Origin of the sequence: Natrinema pellirubrum DSM 15624, assembly GCF_000230735.2 — an archaeon.
Lineage (GTDB): Archaea > Halobacteriota > Halobacteria > Halobacteriales > Natrialbaceae > Natrinema > Natrinema pellirubrum.
Window position 1 is genome coordinate 3,342,309 of the sequence record NC_019962.1, and the last position, 23,455, is coordinate 3,365,763.

Annotated in this window: 23 protein-coding genes, 4 tRNA genes and 1 rRNA gene; 9 read left to right on the forward strand and 19 right to left on the reverse strand. The window is 65.5% G+C overall.

The annotated features are described in order from the left end of the window. Window positions 1–58: 58 nt before the first annotated feature. The 4 genes from NATPE_RS16210 to NATPE_RS16220 form a co-directional block, all read right to left on the reverse strand. Window positions 59–130: transfer RNA gene (locus tag NATPE_RS16210), tRNA-Ala, on the reverse strand. A gap of 153 nt (window positions 131–283) precedes the next feature. Continuing rightward, a 16S ribosomal RNA gene (locus NATPE_RS16215) occupies window positions 284–1,756 on the reverse strand. Between the two features lie 566 nt (window positions 1,757–2,322). Further along, window positions 2,323–2,670, reverse strand: coding sequence for a DUF6920 family protein (locus NATPE_RS23390; protein WP_338047147.1), 348 nt, complete (start codon window positions 2,668–2,670; stop codon window positions 2,323–2,325). Then, a complete protein-coding gene (locus NATPE_RS16220; RefSeq protein WP_006182673.1) occupies window positions 2,671–3,513 on the reverse strand; it encodes a hypothetical protein in 843 nt (280 codons plus the stop codon). 135 nt (window positions 3,514–3,648) lie between these two features. Here NATPE_RS16220 and NATPE_RS16225 point away from each other — a divergent pair, with 135 nt between their 5' ends. Further along, window positions 3,649–4,023: a hypothetical protein gene (locus tag NATPE_RS16225; RefSeq protein ID WP_006182674.1), complete on the forward strand. Its 375-nt coding sequence runs from the start codon at window positions 3,649–3,651 to the stop codon at window positions 4,021–4,023. Window positions 4,024–4,254: 231 nt separating this feature from the next. Here NATPE_RS16225 and NATPE_RS16230 read toward each other — a convergent pair. The 3 genes from NATPE_RS16230 to NATPE_RS16240 form a co-directional block, all read right to left on the reverse strand. Continuing rightward, window positions 4,255–4,329 (reverse strand) — tRNA-Ile (locus NATPE_RS16230). A gap of 95 nt (window positions 4,330–4,424) precedes the next feature. After that, complete coding sequence (locus NATPE_RS16235; RefSeq protein ID WP_006182675.1) at window positions 4,425–5,009, reverse strand: MogA/MoaB family molybdenum cofactor biosynthesis protein; 585 nt, start codon at window positions 5,007–5,009, stop codon at window positions 4,425–4,427. A 164-nt stretch (window positions 5,010–5,173) separates the two neighbouring features. Next, window positions 5,174–5,246: transfer RNA gene (locus NATPE_RS16240), tRNA-Asn, on the reverse strand. A gap of 95 nt (window positions 5,247–5,341) precedes the next feature. Here NATPE_RS16240 and cca point away from each other — a divergent pair. After that, window positions 5,342–6,742: a CCA tRNA nucleotidyltransferase gene (cca, locus tag NATPE_RS16245; RefSeq protein ID WP_006182676.1), complete on the forward strand. Its 1,401-nt coding sequence runs from the start codon at window positions 5,342–5,344 to the stop codon at window positions 6,740–6,742. A 9-nt stretch (window positions 6,743–6,751) separates the two neighbouring features. On the opposite strand, the gene NATPE_RS16250 is transcribed toward cca, so the two are convergent. From NATPE_RS16250 to NATPE_RS16260, 3 genes are all read right to left on the reverse strand, one after another. Next, window positions 6,752–7,786, reverse strand: coding sequence for a histone deacetylase family protein (locus NATPE_RS16250; RefSeq protein ID WP_006182677.1), 1,035 nt, complete (start codon window positions 7,784–7,786; stop codon window positions 6,752–6,754). Window positions 7,787–7,790: 4 nt separating this feature from the next. Then, entirely contained in the window at window positions 7,791–8,222 is a 432-nt protein-coding gene (locus tag NATPE_RS16255) for a histone family protein (RefSeq protein ID WP_006182678.1), read from the reverse strand. Window positions 8,223–8,288: 66 nt separating this feature from the next. Further along, window positions 8,289–9,773 carry a single-stranded DNA binding protein gene (locus NATPE_RS16260; protein WP_006182679.1) on the reverse strand — a complete coding sequence of 495 codons (1,485 nt, stop codon included), beginning with the start codon at window positions 9,771–9,773 and terminating at the stop codon, window positions 8,289–8,291. Window positions 9,774–10,050: 277 nt separating this feature from the next. Between NATPE_RS16260 and NATPE_RS16265 the strand changes: the two genes are divergently transcribed. Continuing rightward, a tRNA-Arg gene (locus NATPE_RS16265) sits at window positions 10,051–10,123 on the forward strand. A 318-nt stretch (window positions 10,124–10,441) separates the two neighbouring features. Here NATPE_RS16265 and NATPE_RS23580 read toward each other — a convergent pair. Continuing rightward, window positions 10,442–11,080: a hypothetical protein gene (locus tag NATPE_RS23580; protein WP_449406624.1), complete on the reverse strand. Its 639-nt coding sequence runs from the start codon at window positions 11,078–11,080 to the stop codon at window positions 10,442–10,444. A 578-nt stretch (window positions 11,081–11,658) separates the two neighbouring features. On the opposite strand from NATPE_RS23580, the gene NATPE_RS16275 reads away from it, so the two are divergent. Next, window positions 11,659–12,258, forward strand: a complete 600-nt coding sequence (locus NATPE_RS16275) for a TIGR00296 family protein (protein ID WP_006182681.1) — start codon at window positions 11,659–11,661, stop codon at window positions 12,256–12,258. A 63-nt stretch (window positions 12,259–12,321) separates the two neighbouring features. On the opposite strand, the gene NATPE_RS16280 is transcribed toward NATPE_RS16275, so the two are convergent. From NATPE_RS16280 to NATPE_RS16290, 3 genes are all read right to left on the reverse strand, one after another. Continuing rightward, window positions 12,322–13,485: a nicotinate phosphoribosyltransferase gene (locus NATPE_RS16280; RefSeq protein WP_006182682.1), complete on the reverse strand. Its 1,164-nt coding sequence runs from the start codon at window positions 13,483–13,485 to the stop codon at window positions 12,322–12,324. A gap of 38 nt (window positions 13,486–13,523) precedes the next feature. Then, on the reverse strand, window positions 13,524–14,984 hold the full coding sequence (locus NATPE_RS16285; protein ID WP_015299214.1) for an Hvo_1808 family surface protein: 1,461 nt from the start codon (window positions 14,982–14,984) through the stop codon (window positions 13,524–13,526). A gap of 69 nt (window positions 14,985–15,053) precedes the next feature. Beyond that, entirely contained in the window at window positions 15,054–16,715 is a 1,662-nt protein-coding gene (locus NATPE_RS16290) for an Hvo_1808 family surface protein (RefSeq protein WP_006182684.1), read from the reverse strand. 173 nt (window positions 16,716–16,888) lie between these two features. On the opposite strand from NATPE_RS16290, the gene NATPE_RS16295 reads away from it, so the two are divergent. From NATPE_RS16295 to NATPE_RS22805, 3 genes are all read left to right on the forward strand, one after another. Continuing rightward, a complete protein-coding gene (locus NATPE_RS16295) occupies window positions 16,889–17,461 on the forward strand; it encodes a cysteine hydrolase family protein (RefSeq protein WP_006182685.1) in 573 nt (190 codons plus the stop codon). Between the two features lie 141 nt (window positions 17,462–17,602). Continuing rightward, window positions 17,603–17,767 (forward strand): hypothetical protein, encoded by a 165-nt coding sequence (locus tag NATPE_RS22800; protein ID WP_006182686.1) that lies wholly within the window; start codon window positions 17,603–17,605, stop codon window positions 17,765–17,767. Between the two features lie 200 nt (window positions 17,768–17,967). Beyond that, window positions 17,968–18,132, forward strand: coding sequence for a hypothetical protein (locus tag NATPE_RS22805; protein ID WP_006182687.1), 165 nt, complete (start codon window positions 17,968–17,970; stop codon window positions 18,130–18,132). 71 nt (window positions 18,133–18,203) lie between these two features. On the opposite strand, the gene NATPE_RS16300 is transcribed toward NATPE_RS22805, so the two are convergent. Together NATPE_RS16300 and NATPE_RS16305 are read right to left on the reverse strand one after the other, a co-directional pair. Next, window positions 18,204–18,695 carry a PaaI family thioesterase gene (locus tag NATPE_RS16300; RefSeq protein ID WP_006182688.1) on the reverse strand — a complete coding sequence of 164 codons (492 nt, stop codon included), beginning with the start codon at window positions 18,693–18,695 and terminating at the stop codon, window positions 18,204–18,206. Window positions 18,696–18,793: 98 nt separating this feature from the next. Then, on the reverse strand, window positions 18,794–19,687 hold the full coding sequence (locus tag NATPE_RS16305) for a hypothetical protein (RefSeq protein WP_006182689.1): 894 nt from the start codon (window positions 19,685–19,687) through the stop codon (window positions 18,794–18,796). Window positions 19,688–19,744: 57 nt separating this feature from the next. Here NATPE_RS16305 and NATPE_RS16310 point away from each other — a divergent pair, with 57 nt between their 5' ends. Continuing rightward, complete coding sequence (locus NATPE_RS16310; protein ID WP_006182690.1) at window positions 19,745–20,452, forward strand: lipoyl protein ligase domain-containing protein; 708 nt, start codon at window positions 19,745–19,747, stop codon at window positions 20,450–20,452. 27 nt (window positions 20,453–20,479) lie between these two features. Here NATPE_RS16310 and NATPE_RS16315 read toward each other — a convergent pair whose 3' ends face one another. Next, window positions 20,480–20,749, reverse strand: a complete 270-nt coding sequence (locus NATPE_RS16315; protein ID WP_006182691.1) for a hypothetical protein — start codon at window positions 20,747–20,749, stop codon at window positions 20,480–20,482. A gap of 131 nt (window positions 20,750–20,880) precedes the next feature. Here NATPE_RS16315 and NATPE_RS16320 point away from each other — a divergent pair, with 131 nt between their 5' ends. Continuing rightward, window positions 20,881–21,387 (forward strand): DUF7529 family protein, encoded by a 507-nt coding sequence (locus NATPE_RS16320; RefSeq protein ID WP_006182692.1) that lies wholly within the window; start codon window positions 20,881–20,883, stop codon window positions 21,385–21,387. Between the two features lie 6 nt (window positions 21,388–21,393). Here NATPE_RS16320 and nadC read toward each other — a convergent pair whose 3' ends face one another. Next, on the reverse strand, window positions 21,394–22,209 hold the full coding sequence (gene nadC, locus NATPE_RS16325) for a carboxylating nicotinate-nucleotide diphosphorylase (protein WP_006182693.1): 816 nt from the start codon (window positions 22,207–22,209) through the stop codon (window positions 21,394–21,396). 88 nt (window positions 22,210–22,297) lie between these two features. Then, window positions 22,298–23,455, reverse strand: a complete 1,158-nt coding sequence (locus NATPE_RS16330; protein ID WP_049804957.1) for an MFS transporter — start codon at window positions 23,453–23,455, stop codon at window positions 22,298–22,300.

Genomic DNA, 23,455 nt, shown 5'->3' on the forward strand with positions numbered 1-23,455 from the left:
TTCAATCCTCGGGTCGTCTCCCACTTAAGGGGCACGATCTGTGATTTCCTCCGAGACATGGACCCACAGGGATTCGAACCCTGGGCATCCTCCTTGCAAAGGAGGCACTCTACCACTGAGCTATGGGCCCACGTCCGCCACAAGGGCGGACAGAGCGTGAAGCGTTAGCCTTGGTAGTTCAAAGGTGCCCGATCGGCCACGACGTGGGTCGATCGAACGTGGACTACGTAGCACGAATGCTACGAGTCAAGGTAGGCTGGGGCGACGCCCCAGTCCCGGTCTGTGGAGGTGATCCAGCCGCAGATTCCCCTACGGCTACCTTGTTACGACTTAAGCCCCCTTGCGGAGCCCAGATTCGACCGACGTTGCGTCGGCCTCATCCGGACCCCACTCGGGTGCTTTGACGGGCGGTGTGTGCAAGGAGCAGGGACGTATTCACCGCGCCCTTCTGAGGCGCGATTACTACCGAATCCAGCTTCATGAGGGCGAGTTTCAGCCCTCAATCCGAACTACGACCGAGTTTCGGAGATTAGCGCCCCCTTTCGGGGTTGCATCCCACTGTCTCGGCCATTGTAGCCCGCGTGTCGCCCAGCACATTCGGGGCATACTGACCTACCGTTGCCCGTTCCTTCCTCCAGTTTGGCACTGGCAGTCCTCCTAATGTACCCAACCACCGCTAGGTGTTGCTGGCAATTAGGAGTGCGGGTCTCGCTCGTTGCCTGACTTAACAGGACGCCTCACGGTACGAGCTGACGGCGGCCATGCACCTCCTCTCAATGGCTCCAGTAAGGTCATCAACCTGACTTTCACTGCACATTGTCGATGCTGGTGAGATGTCCGGCGTTGAGTCCAATTAAACCGCAGGCTCCTCCGGTTGTAGTGCTCCCCCGCCAATTCCTTTAAGTTTCATCCTTGCGGACGTACTTCCCAGGCGGTCTGCTTCACGGCTTCCCTGCGGCACAGCACAGGCTCGTAGCCTGTGCCACACCTAGCAGACATCGTTTACAGCTCGGACTACCCGGGTATCTAATCCGGTTCGTGACCCGAGCTTTCGTCCCTCACCGTCGGATCCGTCTTCCAGAGGCGCTTTCGCCACCGGTGGTCCGTCCAGGATTACGGGATTTCACTCCTACCCCGGACGTACCCCTCTGGTCTTCCGGTCCCAAGCCATGCAGTTTCCACCGGACGCCCGCGCGTTAAGCGCGCGGATTTCCCGATGGACTTGCATGGCCAGCTACGGACGCTTTAGGCCCAATAATAGCGGTCATCACTCGTGCTGCCGGTATTACCGCGGCGGCTGGCACCGGTCTTGCCCAGCACTTATTCCGCGACCACCTTACGGTCGCAAAAAGCGAGGACTATATGCCCTCGCACTTGGAGTCCCCTTATCGCACTTTCGTGCAGTGTAAAGGTTTCGCGCCTGCTGCGCCCCGTAGGGCCCGGTATCTTGTCTCAGATACCGTCTCCGGGCTCTTGCTCTCACAACCCGTACCGATTATGGGCACGGTGGGCCGTTACCCCACCGTCTACCTAATCGGCCGCAGCCACATCCTATGGCGCCGGAGCGTTTCGGATTCACACCACTCTAGGTGATGAATCGTATTCCGAATTAGCCTCAGTTTCCCGAGGTTATTCGGATCCATAGGGTAGTTTGGCCACGTGTTACTGAGCTATCTGCTACGAGTCTAAACTCGTGCAACTAGCATGGCTAAATCGGACTCCAATAGCAATGACCTCCGGCAGGATCAACCGGAATGCTATCTGATCTCCCCAGCTGGGGAGGGTCTGTTTGGCGGTGAATGTTGGTACACACTCACACATGGGTCCACGTTCGCTGACGCCGGTCGTCTGACCGATCGAGCGTCACCGAACTACCAAGGCTAACATCAGATCCCATCTGTACGGCGGACCGCAGGGGTGGAATCCTCATTTCCTTCGGATGTATTCGTAGACCGTCCGGGGTACATAACCCCTTCGGGTTCGAACCATCCGTGGAGACAGAGTGCGTCACGCACGCCGCCTCTTTCTTCGTATATATTCACAATCGCTGGTTACTACTTAAGGCCTACGAACCGATACTTCACAGAGAGGGAGTCCCACACACGGTTATGGGACAGTATTCCAATTATCTCCCCCGAAATGACAGCCGTTCATACTAAGAGCCGATCAACTATCGGAGACAGTTCGCTTCGCGTCAGCCCGATCCGTGCCGTTCGAGTCGGCTCACAGCCCGTCATGGGCTGTGACCGCCTCGTGCAGTGTCGGTGGACGAAGGGGAGCCATTGTCCGGATCGGATTCGGGCGAGGCAAAGAGGGTCAGGGTCATCGGTTACGTCCACGACAGGAAAGAAGTTCGTCGTACTGTATATCCGTGACTCTCCCCTGCCATGCGTGTACGTCACCGTCCGGAAGGTACCAAACGACCTCTCCCTCTGTTGGCACGGTCATGCCGTTTCGTGTCTCGTAGTTCCGCCAGTAGCCGGACCAGGGCATCAGTTCGTAGCCATCGTCTACGCGGCGGGCCGTCTCATGCTGGTGCCAGACGGTTCCGGCGAGAGCGACGGACACCCTGATAATGCGTTTGAGAATAGTACGTATCGTATAGGTACAGGACCGCAGCCCGCGTCTTAAGCGTATTTCACGGACAGTCGTCGGATACCGGAGGCCCATCTACGATGTTCTTGCCCGGACCGGGTTGGACTCAGAACCGATCGCCATCAGAAATCGACCCATCAGCCACAGACTGATAGCTGTTAGCGTTCCGAAGATGAGTATCTGGGGCAGCGGCACAGCCTGCCCCTCGAGGGTCATGAAAACGATCATTGCGAGGACGGCGCCACCGAGTGTGGCGATCTTCACGAGCAAAACGGCGGTGAACGCGTATGCCCAGGCCCGACGGTTCCAAAGCCAGTAGGCTGTCAGAACAAATGCAGGGACGATGATGCCCAGATCCAGCGAATAAATAACTGCGGTAGGGAGTTCCGCCTCGGCGATGGCCAGCGGTGACGTCCCCTCGAGGGTCGCCGGCAAAATCTCCGAGAGCCATAGCAACGAGACCAAGACGGCCAGCGAGAGCTGGAAGGCGACGTAGGGGCGAACGGACGCCTCGCCCAGGTCGCGTTTCAGCGTTGCTGCGTCGAGCCGAACCATCCCACCGACGAACGTGAACAGCGTCAGCCAGAGCAACGTCGTGTACACGAGGTACAGTTCGTTGAACGCGGTCATGAAGGCGTACGAGGCGTAGGTATACAACAGGTAGCCAGTCACGCCGAGCCAAATGACGTAGCCCCGTAGCGACCCACGGTTTGCGTAGTACAGCGAGATAGCGAGAGCTGGGACGCCAACTATGAGCGTTAACAGGTCTTGCCCGTATATCTGGGGCAGCAACACGGGGTGATCGCGGTAGAAGTTCGGGACGAACAGTCCGACGCTGGTGGCAACTGTCGTCAGCACCAGCGTCGCGAGCGATGCGAGACGGTACGGGCGGGGAATCGGTATCTGAGACACGCTCACAACCTCAGTCGTTGCTCCGATCGGCGTCGCGGTGCGCTAGCATGGTCTTTAACACGGACAGTGACGGGATGTTGCATTCGGGGAAAATATTCATATATCGAAACAATCATTCTGAGACACTGTATAATTACAGGCATGAGGGGCCTCCTGGCGTACGTGGGATCGATCATCCTCGTTGGACATGGGATTGTTCATCTTCTCGGCACCGCCGTGTATCTCGGACTCGCCGATGTTGCCGAGTTCCCATACAAGACGACGCTCCTCGGCAGTGCGGTGAACGTAGGGGACATGGGTATGCGTGTGTTCGGGATCCTCTGGGCAGTGGCTGCCATCGGATTCGTCGCCGCCGCCGGCGCAGTACTCGTAGACTGGGACCACTGGCCGTTGTTGGTGGGCTTGGTTGCGCTCTTTTCACTGATCTTGACAGTTCTCGACTACACAGTCGCCTACGCCGGCATCGTCGCCAACCTGGGAATCCTCGTCGCAGTGGTGTATTCTCAATTCATCTGACTCGGATTCGTTGGCAGAATGGTACTGAGAATCCTGTGGAATCTGTTAGCAGATGAACTCATCTCTCACATCTGGTACCAGAGAAGTGTGTCGTGCGAGACACGAAGTGCCACATTCCACTGGCTCAGGAACCTGCACATTCGGGATGCTCTCACCAGGTCGAAGTGTTCTGTAATAGAATAAGCGCCGTTTTGTCCTCAGAGTGGCCCTTACACCAATTCTCTCAAACCATGGGCCCTGACGGATTCGAACCATCGACCACTCGGTTATGAGCCGAGCGCTCTCACCGGACTGAGCTAAGGGCCCTCCAGTCGGGACCAATCGTGCGCACTAATTAACGTTTGCTGTCCGGTCCGCTCGAGAGAAACGTAAGGGACCCAACTGCCCGGTGGACGTGCCGGCTACTCGTCTCGGTACTCCGCGAGCGTTTGATCGGTCGTCCCGGTCCGATGGCGAGTCGCCAGTCCCGCGAGGTGTGGCGCTTCGGGCACGATCAGTTCCTCGCAGGCGGTTTCGCAGGCGCTTTTGCTACCGGGCAGACAGAAGACCGGCGTGTCGACTGCGATGCCTGCGGTCGCGCGTGATGCCATCGCCCGCGTGCCGACTTCGTCCCAGGAGAGCGAGCGGAACAGTTCACCGAAGCCGGGCAGGTCGCGTTCGAATAGGGACGACGTCGCCTCCGGCGAGACGTCGTCGACGGTGACACCGGTCCCGCCGGTGGTACAGACGACGTCGATGTCCTGACGGGCGACCAGCCGCCGGACGGCGGTTCGGATCGCCGAGTAGTCGTCCCGGACCAGTAGTCGGGCTCGAACCTCGTGGCCGTCGCCCTCGAAGCAGTCACGGATGGTGTCTCCGCCCGGGTCGTCGGGATCGTCTTCGCGTGCGCGCGAACTCGAGACGGTAACGATGCCGACGTGGAGTGGGTCGATGAGGTCGTGGCCGTGGTCGTCGGTACTCCGGCGATCGTCGTGATCGGCGGTCATAGGTACACATGGCTGGCGGAGGTGGTTAATCCCTCCCCCGAAGGCAGGGTCATGCATCGGCTGCCATCGCTGAGACGCAGGGAGTGTCCCTGCGCCATGCTCCGGCGAGCGACTACGACCTGCGAGGAGACTCAATGCTATCGATCACGGCGTCGGGAAGAAGACGCCGAAGCCAGGACTCGAACCTGGGACAACCTCGTTAACAGCGAGGTGCTCTACCATCTGAGCTACTTCGGCCTATCCTCCGATAGTCGGGTGTATTTGATAGGGCTTTCGTTTTGCCTGCAGCGGGTTCGACACCCTTTCACGCACTGCTCGAGTACGCTCGGTCGATGAGCGAGGAGGACGCTGACCGGGACGGACCCGAGGATGGAGACGGAGATCGCGATCTCGAGGCGGTACTCGCCGAGGTTCGTGATCGCGTGACCCCCGACGAGGCGGAACGGACGCGGCTTCGCGAGGTCGCCGACCGTCTCATCGACCGGGCCGAGGCCGCGGCGACCGATCGCTGTGATGGGGCTGACGTCTTGCAGGTCGGCTCGACCGCCCGGAACACTTGGATCGCCGGCGATCGCGACATCGACATCTTCGTTCGGTTTCCGCCGGAACTCGACCGTGAGACCCTCGAGGAGTACGGCCTCGCGGTCGGCCACGCGACCCTGCCGTCGGGCCACGAGGAGTACGCCGAACACCCCTACGTCAAAGGCGAGGTCGAGGGGTTCGATATCGACGTGGTCCCGTGTTTCCGGCTCGAGTCCGCGACGGAGATTCGGTCGGCCGTCGACCGCACGCCGTTTCATACGCAGTATCTCCAGCAACGGCTCGACGACGAGCTTGCGGGGGACGTTCGGCTCACGAAGCAGTTCCTCAAGGGGATCGGCGTCTACGGAAGCGACCTCCGAACGCGCGGGTTCAGCGGCTATCTTACGGAACTCCTCGTGTGCGAGTACGGCGGCTTTCGACCGCTGCTCGAGGCCGCAGCGGACTGGCGACCGCCGGTGGAACTCGATCCCGAGGATCACGGGACGAAGACGTTCGACGATCCGCTGGTGATCATCGATCCGACCGATCCGGAGCGTAACGTCGCCGCCGTCTGTTCGGCGGCGAACGTCGCCCGGTTCCAACACTACGCCCGGTCGTTCCTCGAGTCGCCGCGTTCGGCGTTGTTCGAACCGGAGACGGCCGAGCCGCTGACCGAAGCGGAGCTGCGCGACCACCTCGAGCGCCGTGGGACGACTCCCGTCGCCGTCCGTTTCGACGCCCCGGACCTCGTCGAGGACCAACTCTATCCACAGCTCCGGAAGTCACTGGACGGGATCACGCGAGGGCTCGACGAGCGCGGGTTCGACGTCTTCCGGGCGACGACGATGGCCGACGGGGACGCCGTCGTCTTCGTCGAACTCGCGGTGAGCGAGCGGCCCGGAGTCGAGCGCCACGAGGGGCCACCGGTCCACGTTCGCGACCATGCCGGCGGGTTCTACGGCGCCTACGCGGACGATCCCCAGTCGTACGGCCCGTTCATCGAGGACGACCGATACGTCACCGAGCGCGAGCGGGAGTTCACGACCGCCTGCGAGTTCCTCGAGAGCGACCGGCTCTTCGACGTGGGACTGGGCGCACACGTCGAGACGACGCTCGAGGACGGGTACGAAGTGCTGGTCGGCAAGGAGGTCACGGCGTTGATCGCGACGTTCGGTGCGGAACTCGCGGCCTATTTCGAGCCGCGACCCTGAGCCGGATCGCTAGTAGTGATCGTCCAGTTCGACGTCGAGGTCGTGTGCCTCGAGGACATCCTCGAGGGTCGATTCGGCGTTGTCGTCGGGCTCGTCGTCGGGCTCGATCGGTTCGCGGCCGTCGAAGGTCTCGTGGACCATCGCGACGCTGTCGGCGAGGACGTCCAGGCCGTATCCTCCCTCGAGAATGAAAGCAAGCGCGGCGTCGGTATCTTCAGCGAGGGTTCGAACCCGGTCGCTCAACAGGGCATAGGCCTCCGTCGAGAGTCGGATCCGCGAGATAGGGTCGTGACGGTGGGCGTCGAAGCCCGCGCTGATCAACAGGAGGTCGGGATCGAAGTCGGTGAGCGCGGCGGCAATGGGGCCGTCGACGGCGGCGAGATACTCGCCGTCGTCGGTACCGGCCGGCATGGGAATGTTCATCGTCGTCCCCTCGCCGTCGCCCTCACCGGTCTCGTCGATATCGCCGGAGCCAGGATAGAGCCCCTGTTCGTGGAGCGAGACGAAGAAGACGTCACCGCGGTCGTAGAAGATGTCCTGCGTGCCGTTGCCGTGGTGGACGTCCCAGTCGAGGATCGCGACCCGATCGACGTCGTAGGCGTCGTGATCGAGTGCGTGCTGGGCGGCGACGGCGACGTTGTTGACGAAGCAAAACCCCATCGCGTTGTCGTAGACCGCGTGGTGACCCGGCGGACGCCCGATCGAGAAGGGCGTCTCGCGGCCCGTCGCTCCCTCGAGGGCTTCTTCGGCGGCCCAACAGGCTAACCCCGCACTCCGGGAGGCCGCGTCCCACGTTTCCTCGACGGCGGTGGTGTCGGGGTCCCAGCTGCCGCCGCCGTCGGCACAGAACTCTCGGACCGACTCGAGGTACTCGCGCTCGTGGACGGTCGCCATCGCATCGAGGTCGCAGGGGTCGGCCTCGACGTACTCGACGCCGTGTTTTTTCTGCAGCCGTTTGCGGATCGCCCGTAGCCGGTCCGGCGACTCGGGGTGGCGCGAACCGGGATCGTGTGCGAGACAGATCTCGCTGTAGCCGAACTGCATCTGCTCACTCGAACAACGAGAAGTAGGTCTCGATGTCGTCGTCGGTGATCGTTCGCCGGTCGGCGTGGCGCGCGAGGATCGCCGCCGCGCGGGCGACGTTGTCGGCGTAGTCCTCGAGAATGTCGGCCAGTGCCACCCGGGCGTCCATCGAGACGCGATATCGGTCGTCGATCTCGAGTCGGGCGATGCGGTCGACCGGTGCGACCGGTAACTCGAGGTCGTCCTTGTCGACGACGCGTTCGACGCCGAAATCCTGGGCCATCAGCGTCTTGCGCCCGTCCGCCGTCGCCTCCTCGGCGGCGTCGATCGCGAGTTCGCTCCCGTGTTCCTGGATCCGCGTTGCGAGTTCCTTCGACGCGTCGGCACTCACCCGAAGATCGCCCGCGTTCCGCCGGATGATCGTATCCACCGGGGCGAACGGGAGTTCGACGTTCATATATTCATAGGCGAAGCTAACTCCCTTAACGCTTTTCCTAGGCGCTCGATGAGGTTGCTCGCGACCTCAGAACACGTCGTTTGCCTCGAGGCGGCCGTCGCGGACGACCCCTCGGGCGGTTACCTCCTCGCCGAGCCCGACGTCGACGTCGGTCGCGACGCTCATGGTCGTCTCTCCATCATCGAGGACGACCGGGCTCCCGGCCTGCACGACGACGCCCGTGAACTCGAGTTCCTCGCCGTCGGTCGGCTCGTCGGAGGTGACGGCAGCGCCGTCGGTGGCGGCGGTTTTAGCCGCTGAATCGGCGGGGTCGCCGTCACCGGTTGAGTCCGCCGTGCCGGTTCCGTCGGCCGCGGTCTCCTCGGCCGCGCTTCCGTCGCCGGCGAACGCGGAGAGCCCCGCGTTCTCGTCGCTCGAGCCGTCGGCCTCCTCGCCGGCCGCCCCCGAGTCGGACTCGAGGACCGTCACCGTCGACTGCCAGCCCGCGGAGGCCTCGAGGTCGTCCTGCCAGCCGTCCTGAATCTCGACATCGCCGAGGGCGACCTCGTCGCCGGGGCCGATATCGATGTCGGCTTTCTCGCCCCACAGCGCCACGCGGATGTCGTCGGTCGCGTCCTGAACCCGGATGTTGCGGACCTGTCCCTCCGAGCCGTCGTCGCGGTCGAAGGTCCGCTTTGGGTCGGCCGAACGGACGACGCCAGCGAGATCAACCGTTTGACCGATTTCGACGTCTTCGATGGGCGTACTCTCCGGGACGTACTCGACTTCCTCGTCGACTTCCTCGACCGCACCGCGGTTGCCGACGTGTAACTCGAGTTGGCCGTCGCGTTCCTTGACGTAGCCGTCGACGACCTCGACGGTCGTCCCGGCCTCGAGTTCGGTCGCGAGGTCGGCCCGTTCGTCCCACAGCGTGACGCGGATCCGGCCGGTCGAATCGCCCAGCACGAGGTTCGAGACCTTCCCCTCGGAGCCGTCGTCGCGGTCGAAGGTGCGGACGCTGTCGGTATCGAGCAGCAGACCGACCAAATTGACGTTCGAGAGGCCAAGCGAGAGGTCCTCGATGGCGTAGGTGTCGGAAACCTGCACCTCGACCTCGGTGTCGTCGTCGGGTTCGACGTCGTCGACGCTGACCTCGACGCCGCTAAAGCCCTCCTTGGGACGGCCCTTGATCCGGAGGACCTGCCCCTCCTCGAGTTCCCCGATCGCGGCCTCGGCGTGGTCGTCCCAGAACGCGGCCCGCACCGAGCCGGTCTCGTCGGCGACCTCGACGTTGACGACCTGGCCGTCCTCGTCCTCGCCGTCACGTTCGAACGTTCGTTTCTCGCCGATCGAGATCACCTTGGCGACGAACTTCGCCTCCTCCATGCCGGGCTCGATGTCGGCGATCCCGCCGACTTCGCTCTCGCCGATCTCGTGAGCGATGAGCATCGCCGCCGTCTCCTCGTCCGCGAGCCCACCCATCTGCTCGACTTTCTGCTCGACGGCCTCGCGAAACTCCTCGAGGGAGACGTCGGCCTCGAGGTCCTCGTATACGCCCTCGATATCGCTCATTCTATGCTCGTGCATGGGTAGCCCGCGCATAAGCGTTATCCATTCGGCGTCCCGGCCGGTGCCGGACGGCTGCCGACGATCCGGCTCCGTCGGTCGATTCTGATCGCGTCGAACCGCCGCGGCCGGCCGCTCGCTCGAGGGGGTGCCAGTGGGGAGTCACGCCCTCGACTGGCCCCGGTTCTGTATATAAACCTTCACGTTTAGACCATGTGAATCAGGGACGACGACGGGGTCCTTTCGAAAGGGCTTTAATGTTCACCGGGGTATGAAGAGATGAGTCCTGATAGGGTAGTGGACTATCCTCTTGGCTTGCGGAGCCAGGGACCGGAGTTCAAATCTCCGTCAGGACGTTTCTCTTCAGCACAAAACCGCGAGCGTAGCGAGCGGTTCGTGCTGAAGGAAACTCATACACGGAGATTTGAGCAGGGAAGTCGCAGCGGCCGAGCGAAGTGAGGCCGACCGTCTTCCCGTGTTCAAATCTCCGTCAGGACGCTCACTCCTTACGAGTGCTTCACGATGTTCAGCACTCGCTGCGTCGTTCGGTCCTGACGTGCCCAACGCTCGCTAACGCTCGCGTTGGACTCCGTCAGGACGCGTTTCTGCCGAGACAACTCGAGAGCGAAGCGAGCGGCTGCTGTCGATGAAACTTGTCCGCGGAAATTGGCGAATCAACTCGAGCGAACTGTCCGATAGCCGTCGACGGCTTCAGTCAGGACGTAGCCGACGATCGTCACGCCGATAACGGCCCGTCCGATCGTCCTGAGTTCGATCGTTACGATGGTCTGCTCACCGTTAACGGCGAGTACAGCACCTGCGACGAGGAGGACGATGAGAACCGCGAGATATCGCCATCGTGCGGACGGTGGCACGTCGCTGCCCTCATTTCGGAGCGCGAGGTACAGATGGCCGCCGCCGAGTGCGATCCCGTAGAATACGAGTACCACTGCGATTTCCACCATGTCTGAGTTGAAATCGAGGCCATACGCCACAAAACCAGCCACGAGTACCCCCACAAACGCCAGCAGTATGGCCCCGAGATAGACGACGACTTCGCGGCTGTTCATATCAGAACAAAGCGTGACAGCGAATAAATAACTTCTGTCGGAGTTTCTGCGAGGATAGCGACCGCTCGAGGGCGAAAACTGGGTGAGAGGAGTAAGCCCCCTTCTGTTCGGCCCGGCATTCGGCTGAGCGTCCACGCCGTCCGCGGCGGTGCCGCGGGGCGTTCGGGCTACCACGGCGCGGACTTGCACCGGTGAGGGTTCGCCGTTCCATCGCTCCTCGGCCGTCGGTGTGCGGTCGATCACGACGTTCGCGGTTCTCGCGCCGAGGGCGCTCCGAACCGCGCTCGTGACCCGTGGATTCGAACCACGGTTTGACGACCGCACACGGCTCGCGGCGTCCGCCGCTCGCCCGTTCGGCGGTTCCCACCGCCTCACGTAACGTGGGCGCAAAGCGCCCACGCGTTCCCTCTGCGGGTCAACTCCCCTTCCTCTCGGTCGGGTTCGCACGCGTCATGGGTCGGGCCGAGACGTGTCGTTTCTGTTCCAGAGCCAGCGGTCTCCCGCTCCGGACTTGCGTCCGGTCACCTGCCCGAACAGGTGGGGGGACTTTCCTCGCGAGCGTGATGCGTCCCGAAGGGACGGATCACGTTATGAGCGTTGCGCGTCCTGGAGGGACGGGCAACGGTAGAGCGCGGGGCACCCCGGAGGGGCGGCCCGCACTAGGTGGCCGCGCCGTTGCCGGTGCGACCATCGCGGCGGCCGGGCTCTCTCTCCCACTCGATCTAGGCTCGTGGGGCGAATAAGTCCCCCGGTCGGGGACGCAAAAAACAGCCAGTGACGAATGGAAGCGTTTTAGGACGACTATCCCCTTGTCCATCTGTATGTCCCAGCGACAGGGCGTCGACCTCTCCTACGAAGACGGGGCTCGCGCGGTCGAACTCGCGCGAGAATCCGTCGAATCCTACGTACAACACGGGCAACGAGAACAACCGGGCAGTATGCGCGAAGCCTTCTACGAGCGGACCGGGGCGTTCGTCCGCCTCGAGTCGACCCGCGGCCGGGGGAGCCTGCGGGGCTGTGCGGGCGGCTACCACTCGGATGACCAGCTCGGCCACGTCATCGTCGACGCGGCCATCGAGGCCGCCAGCGAGGACTCCTGTGGCTCCGAGGTCAGCCCCTCGGAGCTGCCGAACCTCACGGTGTCGGTCTGTACGGTCAAGAGCGTCGTCCTGACGGACGATCCGCTGGCCGACCTCGAACTCGGCACGCACGGCGTCGCCATCGACGGCGGCGAAGGCGGCTGGCTCTACCCGACTGTTCCCGTCGAGAACAACTGGAGCGCCCGCGAGTACCTCGATCGGACCTGCCGGAAGGCGAAGCTCGCCCCGGGGGCCTGGCAGAACGACGACGTCGTCGTGACGCTGTTCGAGGGGCAGGTCTTCCGCGAGCGCGAGGCCGACGGCAGCATCGAAGAGATCTAGACGCCACGTTGTTTTCCGCCGCTCGATCCGTCTCGAACGCGAAGCGACGGCTGTCGTCCGGAACTACTCCTCGAGTGTCGAGCCGAAGTCGACGGCAGCGGCGTCGGTCAAACAGCGATCGGTCGCCGTCTCGAGGTCGAACTCCCGGACGACCTCGCCGTCCCGGACCAGCGGCTCGAGCAGTGACTCGCCGTCGTCGGGTGCCTCGCGGTCGGCCAGCGCGACGTGGTGGCCGCCGTCGGGGGTTCGGTAAACGTCTTTGACCCCCGACAGCTTGCCGCGCTTGGAGATCGGTTCGCCCTCGATCTCGACGATATCGAGGCTGAAATCCACCGAGTCGGCACCCGTGATGTGGCTGCCGACGCCGAAGCCGTCGGCGACGTCGCGCAGGTTGCGAATCGTCTCGGGCACGAGCCCGCCGCTACAGAAGATATCGACGTCCTCGTGGCCGCGGGCGTCGAGTTCCCAGCGGACCTCGCGGATGATGTGGCGGAAGTCGCCCCGGCGGGACCCCGTGGTATCGATCCGGACGCCGTCCAAATCGTCGCCGAGCGTCTCGGCGGCCAGCAGGCTCTCGCTTTTCTCGTCCCAGAAGGTGTCGACCAGCGCGATCCGTGGCACGTCCTCGCCGACGGCCTCGTCGAAGGCCGTCCAGGCGTCGGCCTGGTTGCCCTCGCCGAAGCAGAACATGAGCGCATGGGGCATCGTGCCGCCGGCCTCCCGGCCCAGAATCTCGCCGGCCGCGACGTGGGAGAAGCCGTCGAGTCCGGCCAGTAGCGCGGCCCGCTCGACCGTCGACGCGATCGAGGGGTGGACGTGGCGCGCACCGAAGGAAAGCACCAGCGAGTCAGGGGCGGCCACCCGTGCCTCGAGGGCAGCCGTCGCGAACCCGCTCGGTTGCGAGAGAAAGCCAAGCAGCGCGGTCTCGAGTGCGGCGAACTCGAGGTAGGGGCCCTCGATCCGGCAGACGGGGCCGCCGTCGAACAGTTGACCGTCGGGGAGCGCGTCGACGTCGACGTTACGACCCTCGAACAGCGTCGCGACGTCTTTCACGCCGGTGAAAACGTCGAACTCGCCGGTCGGGAACTGATCGGCGGTGACTTCGGCGACGACGTGTGGGTTCTTGTCCGCGTGTTCGAGCGTTGCCCGGGTCCGCTCGAAGTAGGCGTCGGTGGCTTCCCCCGCGAGAATCGCGTCCGGGGGAACGGTGCCGAACGGGTTTGACATATCGTCGGTTTCCCGTGGGAGACAAAAAAACTGCCCGTCTACGGCGTGGCGGCGGGCTCCGGCGTCCCCGGCGCCGTCGCCGAGGGCGGTCCGGTCGACAGCGGTCGGTCCGCCGCCTCGAGCGACGGCGTTGGCCGCGCGTCCGTTTCCCTAGGACGGATCGCCGCGAGTGCGTCGACGGTCGGTGCGCCGACGATCTCGACGCGGTCGTCGGTAACGGCGACGCGATACGTGCCGGCGAACGACTCGCCGTCGGGAATGCGGTATACACCGTCACCCGCGGCCCGGATTCGTTCGGCCCCGCGGTTCTCGAGGAGTCCGCGGTAGGCGTCGGCGAACTCGCGTGCGTCGGCCGAGCTGTCCCACGCGAGCCGCCAGACGTGGCCCGTCCGGTCGGTGTCGTCGGTCGCCCGGTACACCTGCAACCCGTCGCCGGCCCAGCCCGCGGTCGCCGGGTGGGTGTAGTTGTACGGCGAGTTCTCGCCAGCGCCGCTGGTGAGCGGCCGGTCGACGACGCCGTTTGCCCACAGCGTCGCGAACAGCGTCGCCTCGCCGATCGTCTCCGTCCGCGGCTCGCCGTCGTCCGAGACGGGGTCCCAGCCATCGCTCGAGCGGTCCGGCAGTTCGACGGAAACCGGCTCGGTGTCGGGATATCGCTCGGAGTGGAGCAGCTGTGCGGTACTCCGGGGCGGATCGTCGTGAGCGCGATCGACGGCCGCCCACCCACCGCGGTCGTGGAGATCGGCGACGAACGGCGGCCCCGCGGCATAGGGGGCGTAGATCGAGAGGAAGAGCCCGGCGTTGAACGGCCGACGGGTGAGCGCCTCGCCGCTGGCCGCCGGCGGCTGTGGGTCCGGCAGACACTGCCACGCCGCGCCACAACGGCGATCGTACCGAGCGGGAACGTAGCCCGCCTCGCCCTCGAGCAGCCCGTTCTCGGCACGTAGGCCATCGATCGTCTCGCTCTCGCGGCTGATGCCGAAGTGCTGGTCCTGTAGCGCGTGGGTCAGTTCGTGGACTAGCGTCCGCCGGTCGATACGAATCTCGTCGGCGTCGTCGGCGACGATGACGATCCGATCGTTCACGTAGTAGCCCTGAACCGAATCGGCATAGAGGTCGTCGAACGCCCGGTCGACGTCCGTCTCGCCGTCGACGAGGAAGGCACCGCGCCAGACCTCGTTTCGGAACGCCGAGCCGTTCCCGCGGGTCGCCCCTCGTTGGGCCCGGTACTCCTCGCGGGTAACGATCTCGAGGTCGACGTCGCGCTCGTACTTGCGCCCGCGAGCGACCTCGATCCGCGCCATCGAGCGGTATTTGACGGCCTCGAGTTGGGACTCGGTGAGGCCGTCGCTCGTATCGAACGAAAAGACGTCGTCGTGGGCGTAGTCGTCGACGTAGCCGAGGTCGCGATCGGTGTCGAACCCGTCGGAGGTGCCGGGCACGGCACAGCCCGAGAGGACGACGAGCGCGAGGACGGCAAACAGCCGCACTCGAGACATAGGGTGGGTATTCGGCGACGCGATCAAAGAGCCATCGGTCGGGGAGCCGTGCTGGGACCCGCCCGAGGGTCAGTTCCGTCCATGACCGGCGGCGACGCGGGCGACGACCGCCGCCAGTGCGAGCGCGATCGCCGCGACCCCGACGCCGAAGCCGGGAACGGTCTCAGCACCCTCATCGAGGGTCAGGAGTTCATCGTCGCCCGCCGGCGCGGCACCGGCCTCGACGTTCGGCAGTTCCGCGACCGACGGCGCGCGGACGATCGTCACCGTTCGGCCGTCGCGCTCGAGGTAGTACGCACCGGCGTAGCCGCCGTCCTCGATGACGGCGGTATCACGCCGGTCCTCGACCGATTCCGCACCGTGAGTCGAGAGTAACTGACTGTAGGCGTCGACGAACTGCTCGGTGTCGCCGTCCGTCTCCCACTGTGTCCGCCAGACGTAGCCGGCGTCGCCGGCCGCACCGGGGCCGCTCGCGGCGTCGGCGCCGTCGTTCGTGTAGACGACCAGTTCGTCGCCGGCCCAGCCGTCGGTGGCCGGCTGGTCGTAGTCGTACTCCCCGGTGCCGCCCCGGAAGAAGTCGTCGGCGCTGATCACCGACTCGCGGTTCCGATCGACCGTGTCGGCGGCGAACATCGCAACCATCCCCGCCTCGCCGACGGTGTCGTTTGCCACCTCACCGTCGATCCTGAGCTGTCGCCAGTCCTCGCTCGAGCGATCCGGCACCGAGACGGTCGCCGGTTCGCGGTCGGAACCGGGATGAATCACCGCCGAGGTGGTCGTCGGCGGGTCGTCGTAGGCGGCGTTGACTGCGGACCAGCCCGGCCCCTGCTCGCGCAGGTGATCGACGTAGTTGGGGCCGTCGCTGTAGGGCTGGTAGATACTGAAGTAGATCCCCCAGTTGACGTCGCCGACGCCGCCCTGCCCACCACTTCCGCTGGGCGTGAGACAGTCCCAGTCGGTACGACACCGACGCTCGTACTCGTTTTCGACATGGCTAGCGTCGCCCTCGACGAGGCCGCTCATCCCGGTATCGCTGTCTTGGGTCGTCCCCTCAAGCGACGCAAGGTCGAACCGCTGATCCTGCAAGGCGTGGACGAGTTCGTGACCGAGCGTGAGTTCGTCTAACTCCGGCGTCTCGGGGTTGTTCGAGACGATGACGATCTCGTCGGTTTCGGGGTCGTAGTAGCCGGCGACGGAACCGCCGTAGACCGACTTCGTCGAGTTCATCGCGTCGGTGTCCCGGTCGACCATAAACAGCGCCTCGTACCCGACGTTGCCCTCGAGACGGTCGGCGTCGGTGACATTGGCAAACCGGTCGTCGTTGGTTTCCTGGTACTCCGAGCGGGTGACGACATCGACATCGACGCCGTCCTCGAAGGTCAGGTTCCGGATGCGCTCGACGCGGGCCATCGACCGGTAGACGACGGCGTCGAGTTCGGACTCGTCGACGACGGCGTCACTGCGGTCGTCGACCGGCAGGTCGTCGTCGTACCAGTAGCCCTCGACGTAGCCGACGGTGTCCTCGGTCGAGGGGTCGGCGGGGCGGTCTGCCTGCGGTTCCGTCGCCGCGCTCGCGACCGGCTCGATAGCGGGCGCTGCGTCGACGGTGGTACTCGACTCAGCGGTCGGGGTCGTCGCCACGACCGGCCCGGCGACCCCGCCGGTTACAAGCACTGCGGCGAAGACGACTGCGAGAAGGGCGACGGACGAACGGGAAGAAATCGATTTCATACGATGTGATAGGTATCCGTTGGAACAGGAGTGTAAAAAGAACAATGGTTACGCCGCGCGTTCACCGATACGGGCGGCCATATCGGTGTCGCATGCGGCGAGTCGACGATCGACTCGAGCGCTCCTTCGGAGCCGGCGCGAACGTTTTGACGATCCCGTCCGTACCGTCGGACATGCAACTCGAGCCGGAGCGCACGGCGGTGGTGGTCGTCGACATGCAAAACGGGTTCTGTCATCCGGACGGCTCGCTGTACGCGCCGGGCAGCGAGGCAGTCATCGAACCGATCGCCGACTTGCTCGAGCGCGCTCGCGAGGCCGGGACGCAGGTGATCTTCACACGCGACGTCCACCCGCCGGAACAGTTCGACGACGCCCACTACTACGACGAGTTCGACCAGTGGGGCGAACACGTCCTCGAGGGCTCGTGGGAGGCCGAGATCGTCGACGGGCTGCCCGTCGAAGACGGGGACCACGTGATCGAGAAACACACCTACGACGCCTTTTACAACACCGAACTCGAGGGGTGGCTGAACGCCCGCGGGATCGAGGATCTGGTGATCTGTGGGACCCTCGCGAACGTCTGTGTCCTCCACACCGGCGGCAGCGCGGGGTTGCGGGACTTCCGGCCGATCATGCTCGAGGACTGCATCGGCGCGATCGAGGACGACCACCGCGAGTACGCCCTCGATCACGCCGCGTGGCTGTTCGGCGAGGTCGAACCGAGCGCGGAGATCGCGTTCGCGTAACCGCCCGTCGATGGTTGCTCGCTCGGCCCCTGCCTTTTCACGGCCGTCGGTCCAAGGGTCGGCTATGGACTCCGGTCGATCACGACTCGACGACGAAGCGAACGGTCCGCGCCTCGAGTCGGCGACGGGCGGTGATCGCACATGAACCGGCGGCGACTGCGTCCGCTGTATCTGGTCGGTATCGCGCTCAACGCGATCGCGTTCAGCTATGCGGTCACGAACGGTACGTGGCTGTACGCCGGCGCGTTCGCCCTCGTCGCGGGCTATCTCGTCGTTCGGCTGCGGATGGTATCCACCGACGGCTGAGTCGCTGCGCCGCCGATACTCGAGGACTGCCACCGACGGGGACACGTCGCTCGCGAGAGCGGAACGCTCGGCCGACGGGTGCCGGTCCGCAGATGTTTACCCCCGTCAGTCGAACGAACGGGTATGAGCGGGGTTCGATCGGTACGTGTGGTGGTCGACGATAACTCGAGCGACGGATCGACGATGGAGGGACCGTCCGAATGAACGAACGGCGGTTACTGCCGGTGTACCTGCTCGGTGCCGCCGGTAGCGCGTACGTGTTCTGGTACTACGTCTCGGCGAGTGCGTTTCTGCCCGCGCTCGTCTTCGGGCTCGTTACCGCGGCGTTCGTGGCTCGATTGCGGATACTGACCGCCGACTCGTAGACGACGCCGATCGGTGACCGACGGAGAGCGAGAACGAGGCGGAGCCGCGACGAGCGCGGCCGTGACCGCGATTAGTCGCCCCGGAAGACCCGATACGCGCCCTGCCCGATCGCGACCTCGTGGGTTTCCCCGTCGGGCGTCGTACTCTCGACGACGATCTCGCTGACGCCGACGCTGCCGCCGACTCGGACGACGTCCGCCGTCGCCACGAGATCCCCCGTCGCCGGTCGGAGATAGTTGAGGTTCAGATTGATGGTCGCGATCCGCGCGCTGAAGGGATCGTCCATGGCCGTCCGCAGACAGAGACCGCCGACGGTATCGATCAGCGTCGCGGCAACGCCGCCGTGCATGTCCGCCCGTTCGTCGTCGGCGGCGGTGGGCCGCGTGTTCGTCAGTTTCTCGTCGTAGGGGATCGACATCGTCATCGTGCCGTCGCCGACGTGATCGATGCTCGTCCCGAGCCACGAGAGGAACTCCTGGTTCTCGTCGAGGAAGTGTTGCAGCATGCTCTCGCGATCGTCGAACTCCTCGAGCATGGCCTCCGTCGGGGTGTCCTCAGTCATAGCCGCCCGTCTCTCGGCGACGCTCTTGACAGCTACGTTTCTAGTCGTTCCCGTTGTCCGCCGTTGGTTCGCGGACCGCGGTCCGGGACAGGCATCGATCAGCGCTCGTCGCTCGAGCGGACCCGCACGCGAACGTTCGTGCCGACTTCGAAGCGGCGATCGGGACAGATCAGTTTCGCACCGAACGCGCCGTCGCGGGCACAGAACAGCGACACCCCGGTGATCGGCTCGCCGTTCGCGGTGACGGTCACGTCGTCCCACGCGATCGTCCGCCTGGTCGCGACGCCGAGTCGGTCGCCGTTCAGCGAGACGACCGTCTCGGCCGGGTCGTCGACCTCGAGGGACTCGCCGCCCTCGAGCAGTCCGCCGCCGTCGTAGTGGGGGAGCCCGCCGTCTATGACGCCGCCGTCGTCGGCCCGGACGCCGGCGAATTCCGCGCCGGGGTTCGGATGCGCCGGCGAATCGAGGACCGCGTAGGTCTCCCCCGTCGAGACGACCCGGCCGGTGCCGTCCCACTCGAGGGGCCGGACCGACACCCCGAGTTCGAGCGGGAGCGAGCCCGACGCCCGGTAGGGGTTCTGGTCCGGCTCCCGGACGCCGACGTGGAGGTGGTTGTCGACCCACGGCGCGAAAAAGCCCGCGCGGACGAGTCGCCCCAGCGAGTCGCCACGCGCCACGCGGTCGCCGGCCGCGACCGCGGGCTCGACGTGCAGGATCCGGACTGTGTGGCCAGCCAGCGGGCTCGAGGCCGCTGGCTCGAGCAGGATCAGGTAGTCGTGGTCGGGCGCGTAGGGTTTCGGCGGCGCGCGGACGGTGCGGGTCTCCCGGACGGTGCCGGCGACCGGGCTCGGCGCGGCGGTCGTCCGCCCGTCGGCGAGCGTCCCGGGATAGAGATCGATCGCACAGCCGCCGTCGTGGGCGGGATAGGGCGAGTTGTACAGCGAGAAGCGCTCGTACTGGGCCAGGACTGCTTCGGGGAGCGTAACGGCCATCGGTCGTCCGACGCTGGGTGGCGTGACCGTTTAGACCCACCGAGTCGAACGGCCGATATGCGCGTGCTTCGTGGACGGGCCGATTCGATCCCCGCCGATCGCGACGCGACCCGACGACTGCTCTCGAGCGCCGCCGACGGTGAACCCGCCGTCCGGGTCTGGGTCCCTCACCGACAGGTCGCGTTCGGCCGCCGGGACGCCGAACTCGAGGGGTACGACCGCGCCCGCGAGGCGGCCGACGAACGGGGGTTCCCGCCGATCGAGCGGTCGGTCGGCGGGCGGGCGGTCGCCTACGACGGCGAGACGACGCTTGCCTTTGCCCGTGCGGAGCCGGTCGCGGAGTATCGGCAGGGGACAACCGACCGCTACGAGCGCGTCACGGCCGCCGTCGAGCGCACGCTCGAGGGACTGGGCCCCTCGCCGGTCAGGGGCGAGCCCGAAGACGCGTTCTGTCCGGGGACCCACTCGCTGTCGGCCGAGGACAGAGACGGGCAGCGACGGAAGGTCGTCGGCATCGCCCAGCGGGTCCGGCAGGACGCCGCGCTCGTCGCTGGCGTCGTCCTCGTCGCGAACCGGGAAGGACTCGCAGACGTTCTCGAGGAAGTCTACGGCACGCTCGGGCTCTCGCTCGAGCCGGCGTCGGTCGGCTCAGTCGCGGACGCGGACGGCCCGGCCGATCCAGCGCCCGTGCGCCGGGCGCTCGAGGACGAACTGGTCGGCGACGCGACTGTCGGTTCGATCGACGACGCGGAGTCGGAGCCGTGACGCAACGAGTCGGCCGCTCGCGTCGGGCTACGGTTTCAGCGGGAGTTCCCCCCAGCCGTCGTTTCGCATGAACTCGCGGTTCCGTTCGGGCCAGGCCAGGAGTCGCTCCCTGAGCGGGTCCCCGTCGGCCGTCTCCGGGTCGGGACCGCCCAGCTTGGCGAGCAACGTCAGGACGGCCCAGCCGCCGTAGCCGACCACGACCGTCACGCCGGTCAGGACGACGATCGAAACGGCGAGTTCACCCAATCGTTTCGGGAACGGTTTGCGATCGCGCCCCGAGTCGTCGCGGGCGGACATACGTGACGTGTCGACGCGCCATCACCTAATAATATCGGACCGCTACCACGATCCCCGAAGTGAGGTAACGTTTTTCGTCTCCACGTCGTTCCCCCGGGTATGCACACACCGACGGGACCGGAGGGGCGGCGATGACGGCGGAGGACTCGATGGGGACGGACGACGTCTGGGACGACCTCCTCGAGGACGCGGCGGGAATCGCGGAAGAGTACCGCGAGGAGGGATGGGACGCCGTCGTCCTCGAACCGACCGACGTCTCACCGGTCGAAAGCGACGACCGGACCGGGCTCGACGTCGCGGTCTCGCAGTCGGCGTACGAACTCGTCGAAGGCCTGATCGAGGACGGCGACGTGACGATTTCCGCGGCCGACGTCTACTATCGGCCCCTCGAGGAGGGCGACGGCGATCGGCGGGTGGCGCTTGCGGTCGAACGCGACGAGGAAACCGAGACGGCCGTCCTCGTCCCGCTGGTCTACGACGTCTCGGCGTGTCGATCCGTCTTCGAAACCGCGCTGCTCGAGGCAGAGTTGCTGGTTCACGTCGCGGCCGATCCGGTCGCGGGCTGGGTGACGTTCTCCCACGACGATCCCTCGCTCTTCCTCGAGGAGTCGGACGTGCAGGCCTGGAGCGAGGAGTAAGAGGCGTCAGGTTCCGGTTCGAAAGGAGAGATCGAGCGACGGCGCCGAGTGGGTCAGCGACCCCATCGATATCACGTCGACGCCGGTGGCGGCGTAGTCGGGCACGTCCGCGACGGCGATCCCGCCGCTGGCCTCGGCCAACACGCCGTCGTAGTCGGCGAGTTCCGCGACCGCGTCCCGCGTTCGGTCGGGCGTCATGTTGTCCAGCAGGACGATATCGGCACCCGCTGTGGCCGCACGCGGGGCGTCTTCGACGCGCTCGACCTCCACGTCGATCTTCGTCGCGAACGACGTCCGCTCGTCGAAGTGGGCGATCGCCCCCTCGAGGCCCATCTCTTCGATGTGATTGTCCTTGACCATGACCATATGCGAGAGGTCGAGCCGGTGGGTGTCGCCGCCGCCCGCGACGACCGCGCGCTTCTCGACCCCGCGCAGGCCGGGCGTCGTCTTTCGGGTCGCCGCGATCGCGACGTCATCCGATTCGGTTCGCGCCGCGGTGACGGCCTCGCGCGTCCGCGTCGCGATCCCCGAGGCGTGGCCCGCGAGGTTCACGGCGACGCGCTCGCCCCGCAACACCTCGCGTGCGGCCCCTTCGACCCGAAGGAGTTCGTCGCCAGGTTCGATCTCGGTTCCGTCCTCGAGGCGGTCGGTCACGGTTACATCGAGGTAGTCGAAGACCGCCGTCGCGGCCTCGAGGCCGGCAGCGACGCCCGACTCTTTCGCGACGAGTCGCCCGGTCGTTTCGCCGGGCACCTGATTCGTCACGTCATGGTGGCCCACGTCCTCGCGGAGCCAGCGTTCGACCTGCACGTCGGTGATCATACGCGAGTCTGTGAGCGCCCGGCAAAAAAGCGACCCGCTTGGTGCGGCCTCGAACTCGCGACCGAGCCGGTTCGTCGCGATCGACGGGCTACTCGGGGAGTCGGCCCGTCTGCTCGAGGCCGACGAGGACCGCGATCGTGGCGGCGAGACCGAGCGCGGCGACGGCGAAGACCGCGTCGTAGGTGTATCCCCGCTCGATGAACAGTCCCAAAGCGGACGAGCCGAGTGCCTGCGTGAGCATCCACGCGGAACTGAACACGGCGTAGGCGCTGCCGCGCGCGGAGTCCGGGAGCGTATCGAGGAGATACGTGTCCGTGGCCGGAAACAGCGTATGGATGACGAACCCGATGACAGCCGAAAGCGCGACCAGCACGAGCAGGCCGTCGACGGCGGTAAGCGCGAGCAGGCACGCCGAGAACGCACCGACGATCCCGAGCAGAAACGGGACCTTCGGGAGCCTGTCGGCCAGGTCGCCGCCGAAGAAGAACGCGGGCACCCCGGCGGCGAAGACGATCGTGAGCATCGCCCCCGCGGTGCGGTCGGAGAGCCCCTTCGACTGCATGTAGAGTTCGTAGAAGTTGAACACGCCCTGCCAGACGAACGACGCGGCGCCGACGATGGCAAGCGCCGTCACGATGATCCGCCACTCCGAGCGCGCGCCGGCGACGAAATCGCGGTCGGCCCGTCCGGCCGCCGGCATCTCGGTCCCGCTCGCGGCGTACCACGCGTAGGCGGTGACGAGCGCCGCTCCGACGGCGATCACCCACAACGAGAGCCGCCAGTCGACGAGCAGGGCGAGCGCGACGAAGGGAGCAGCGATCACCGCGGCGAGCTGGCTGGCGGCCCCGTGAATCCCCATGACGCGGCCGATCCGCGTCGGGTACAGTTCGCTCAACAGCGGGTTCGCCGAGACGAAGTACACCCCGGAGGCGATCCCCATGAGGAACGCGCCGATCATGAGATGACGGACCGTCGTCGCGGTCGCGGCGAGGCCGGACGAGACCGCGAGGATCGTGCCCGCACCGATCACGACGTAGTGTCTCGGGACCTTCGTGAGCAGCCACCCGGTGGGCAATCGGGGCGATGCGCTCCCAACCCACGCGAGTGTCACGATGAGGCCGGCGGTCGCCTCGCCGATCGCGAACTCGCCGATGAACACGTCGAGCAGCGGTGCGAAGACGATTCTGGCGAGGTTGACGAAGAAGACGAGTCCACAGAGGGAGGCGAAGAGTCGAGCGCGGGCCAC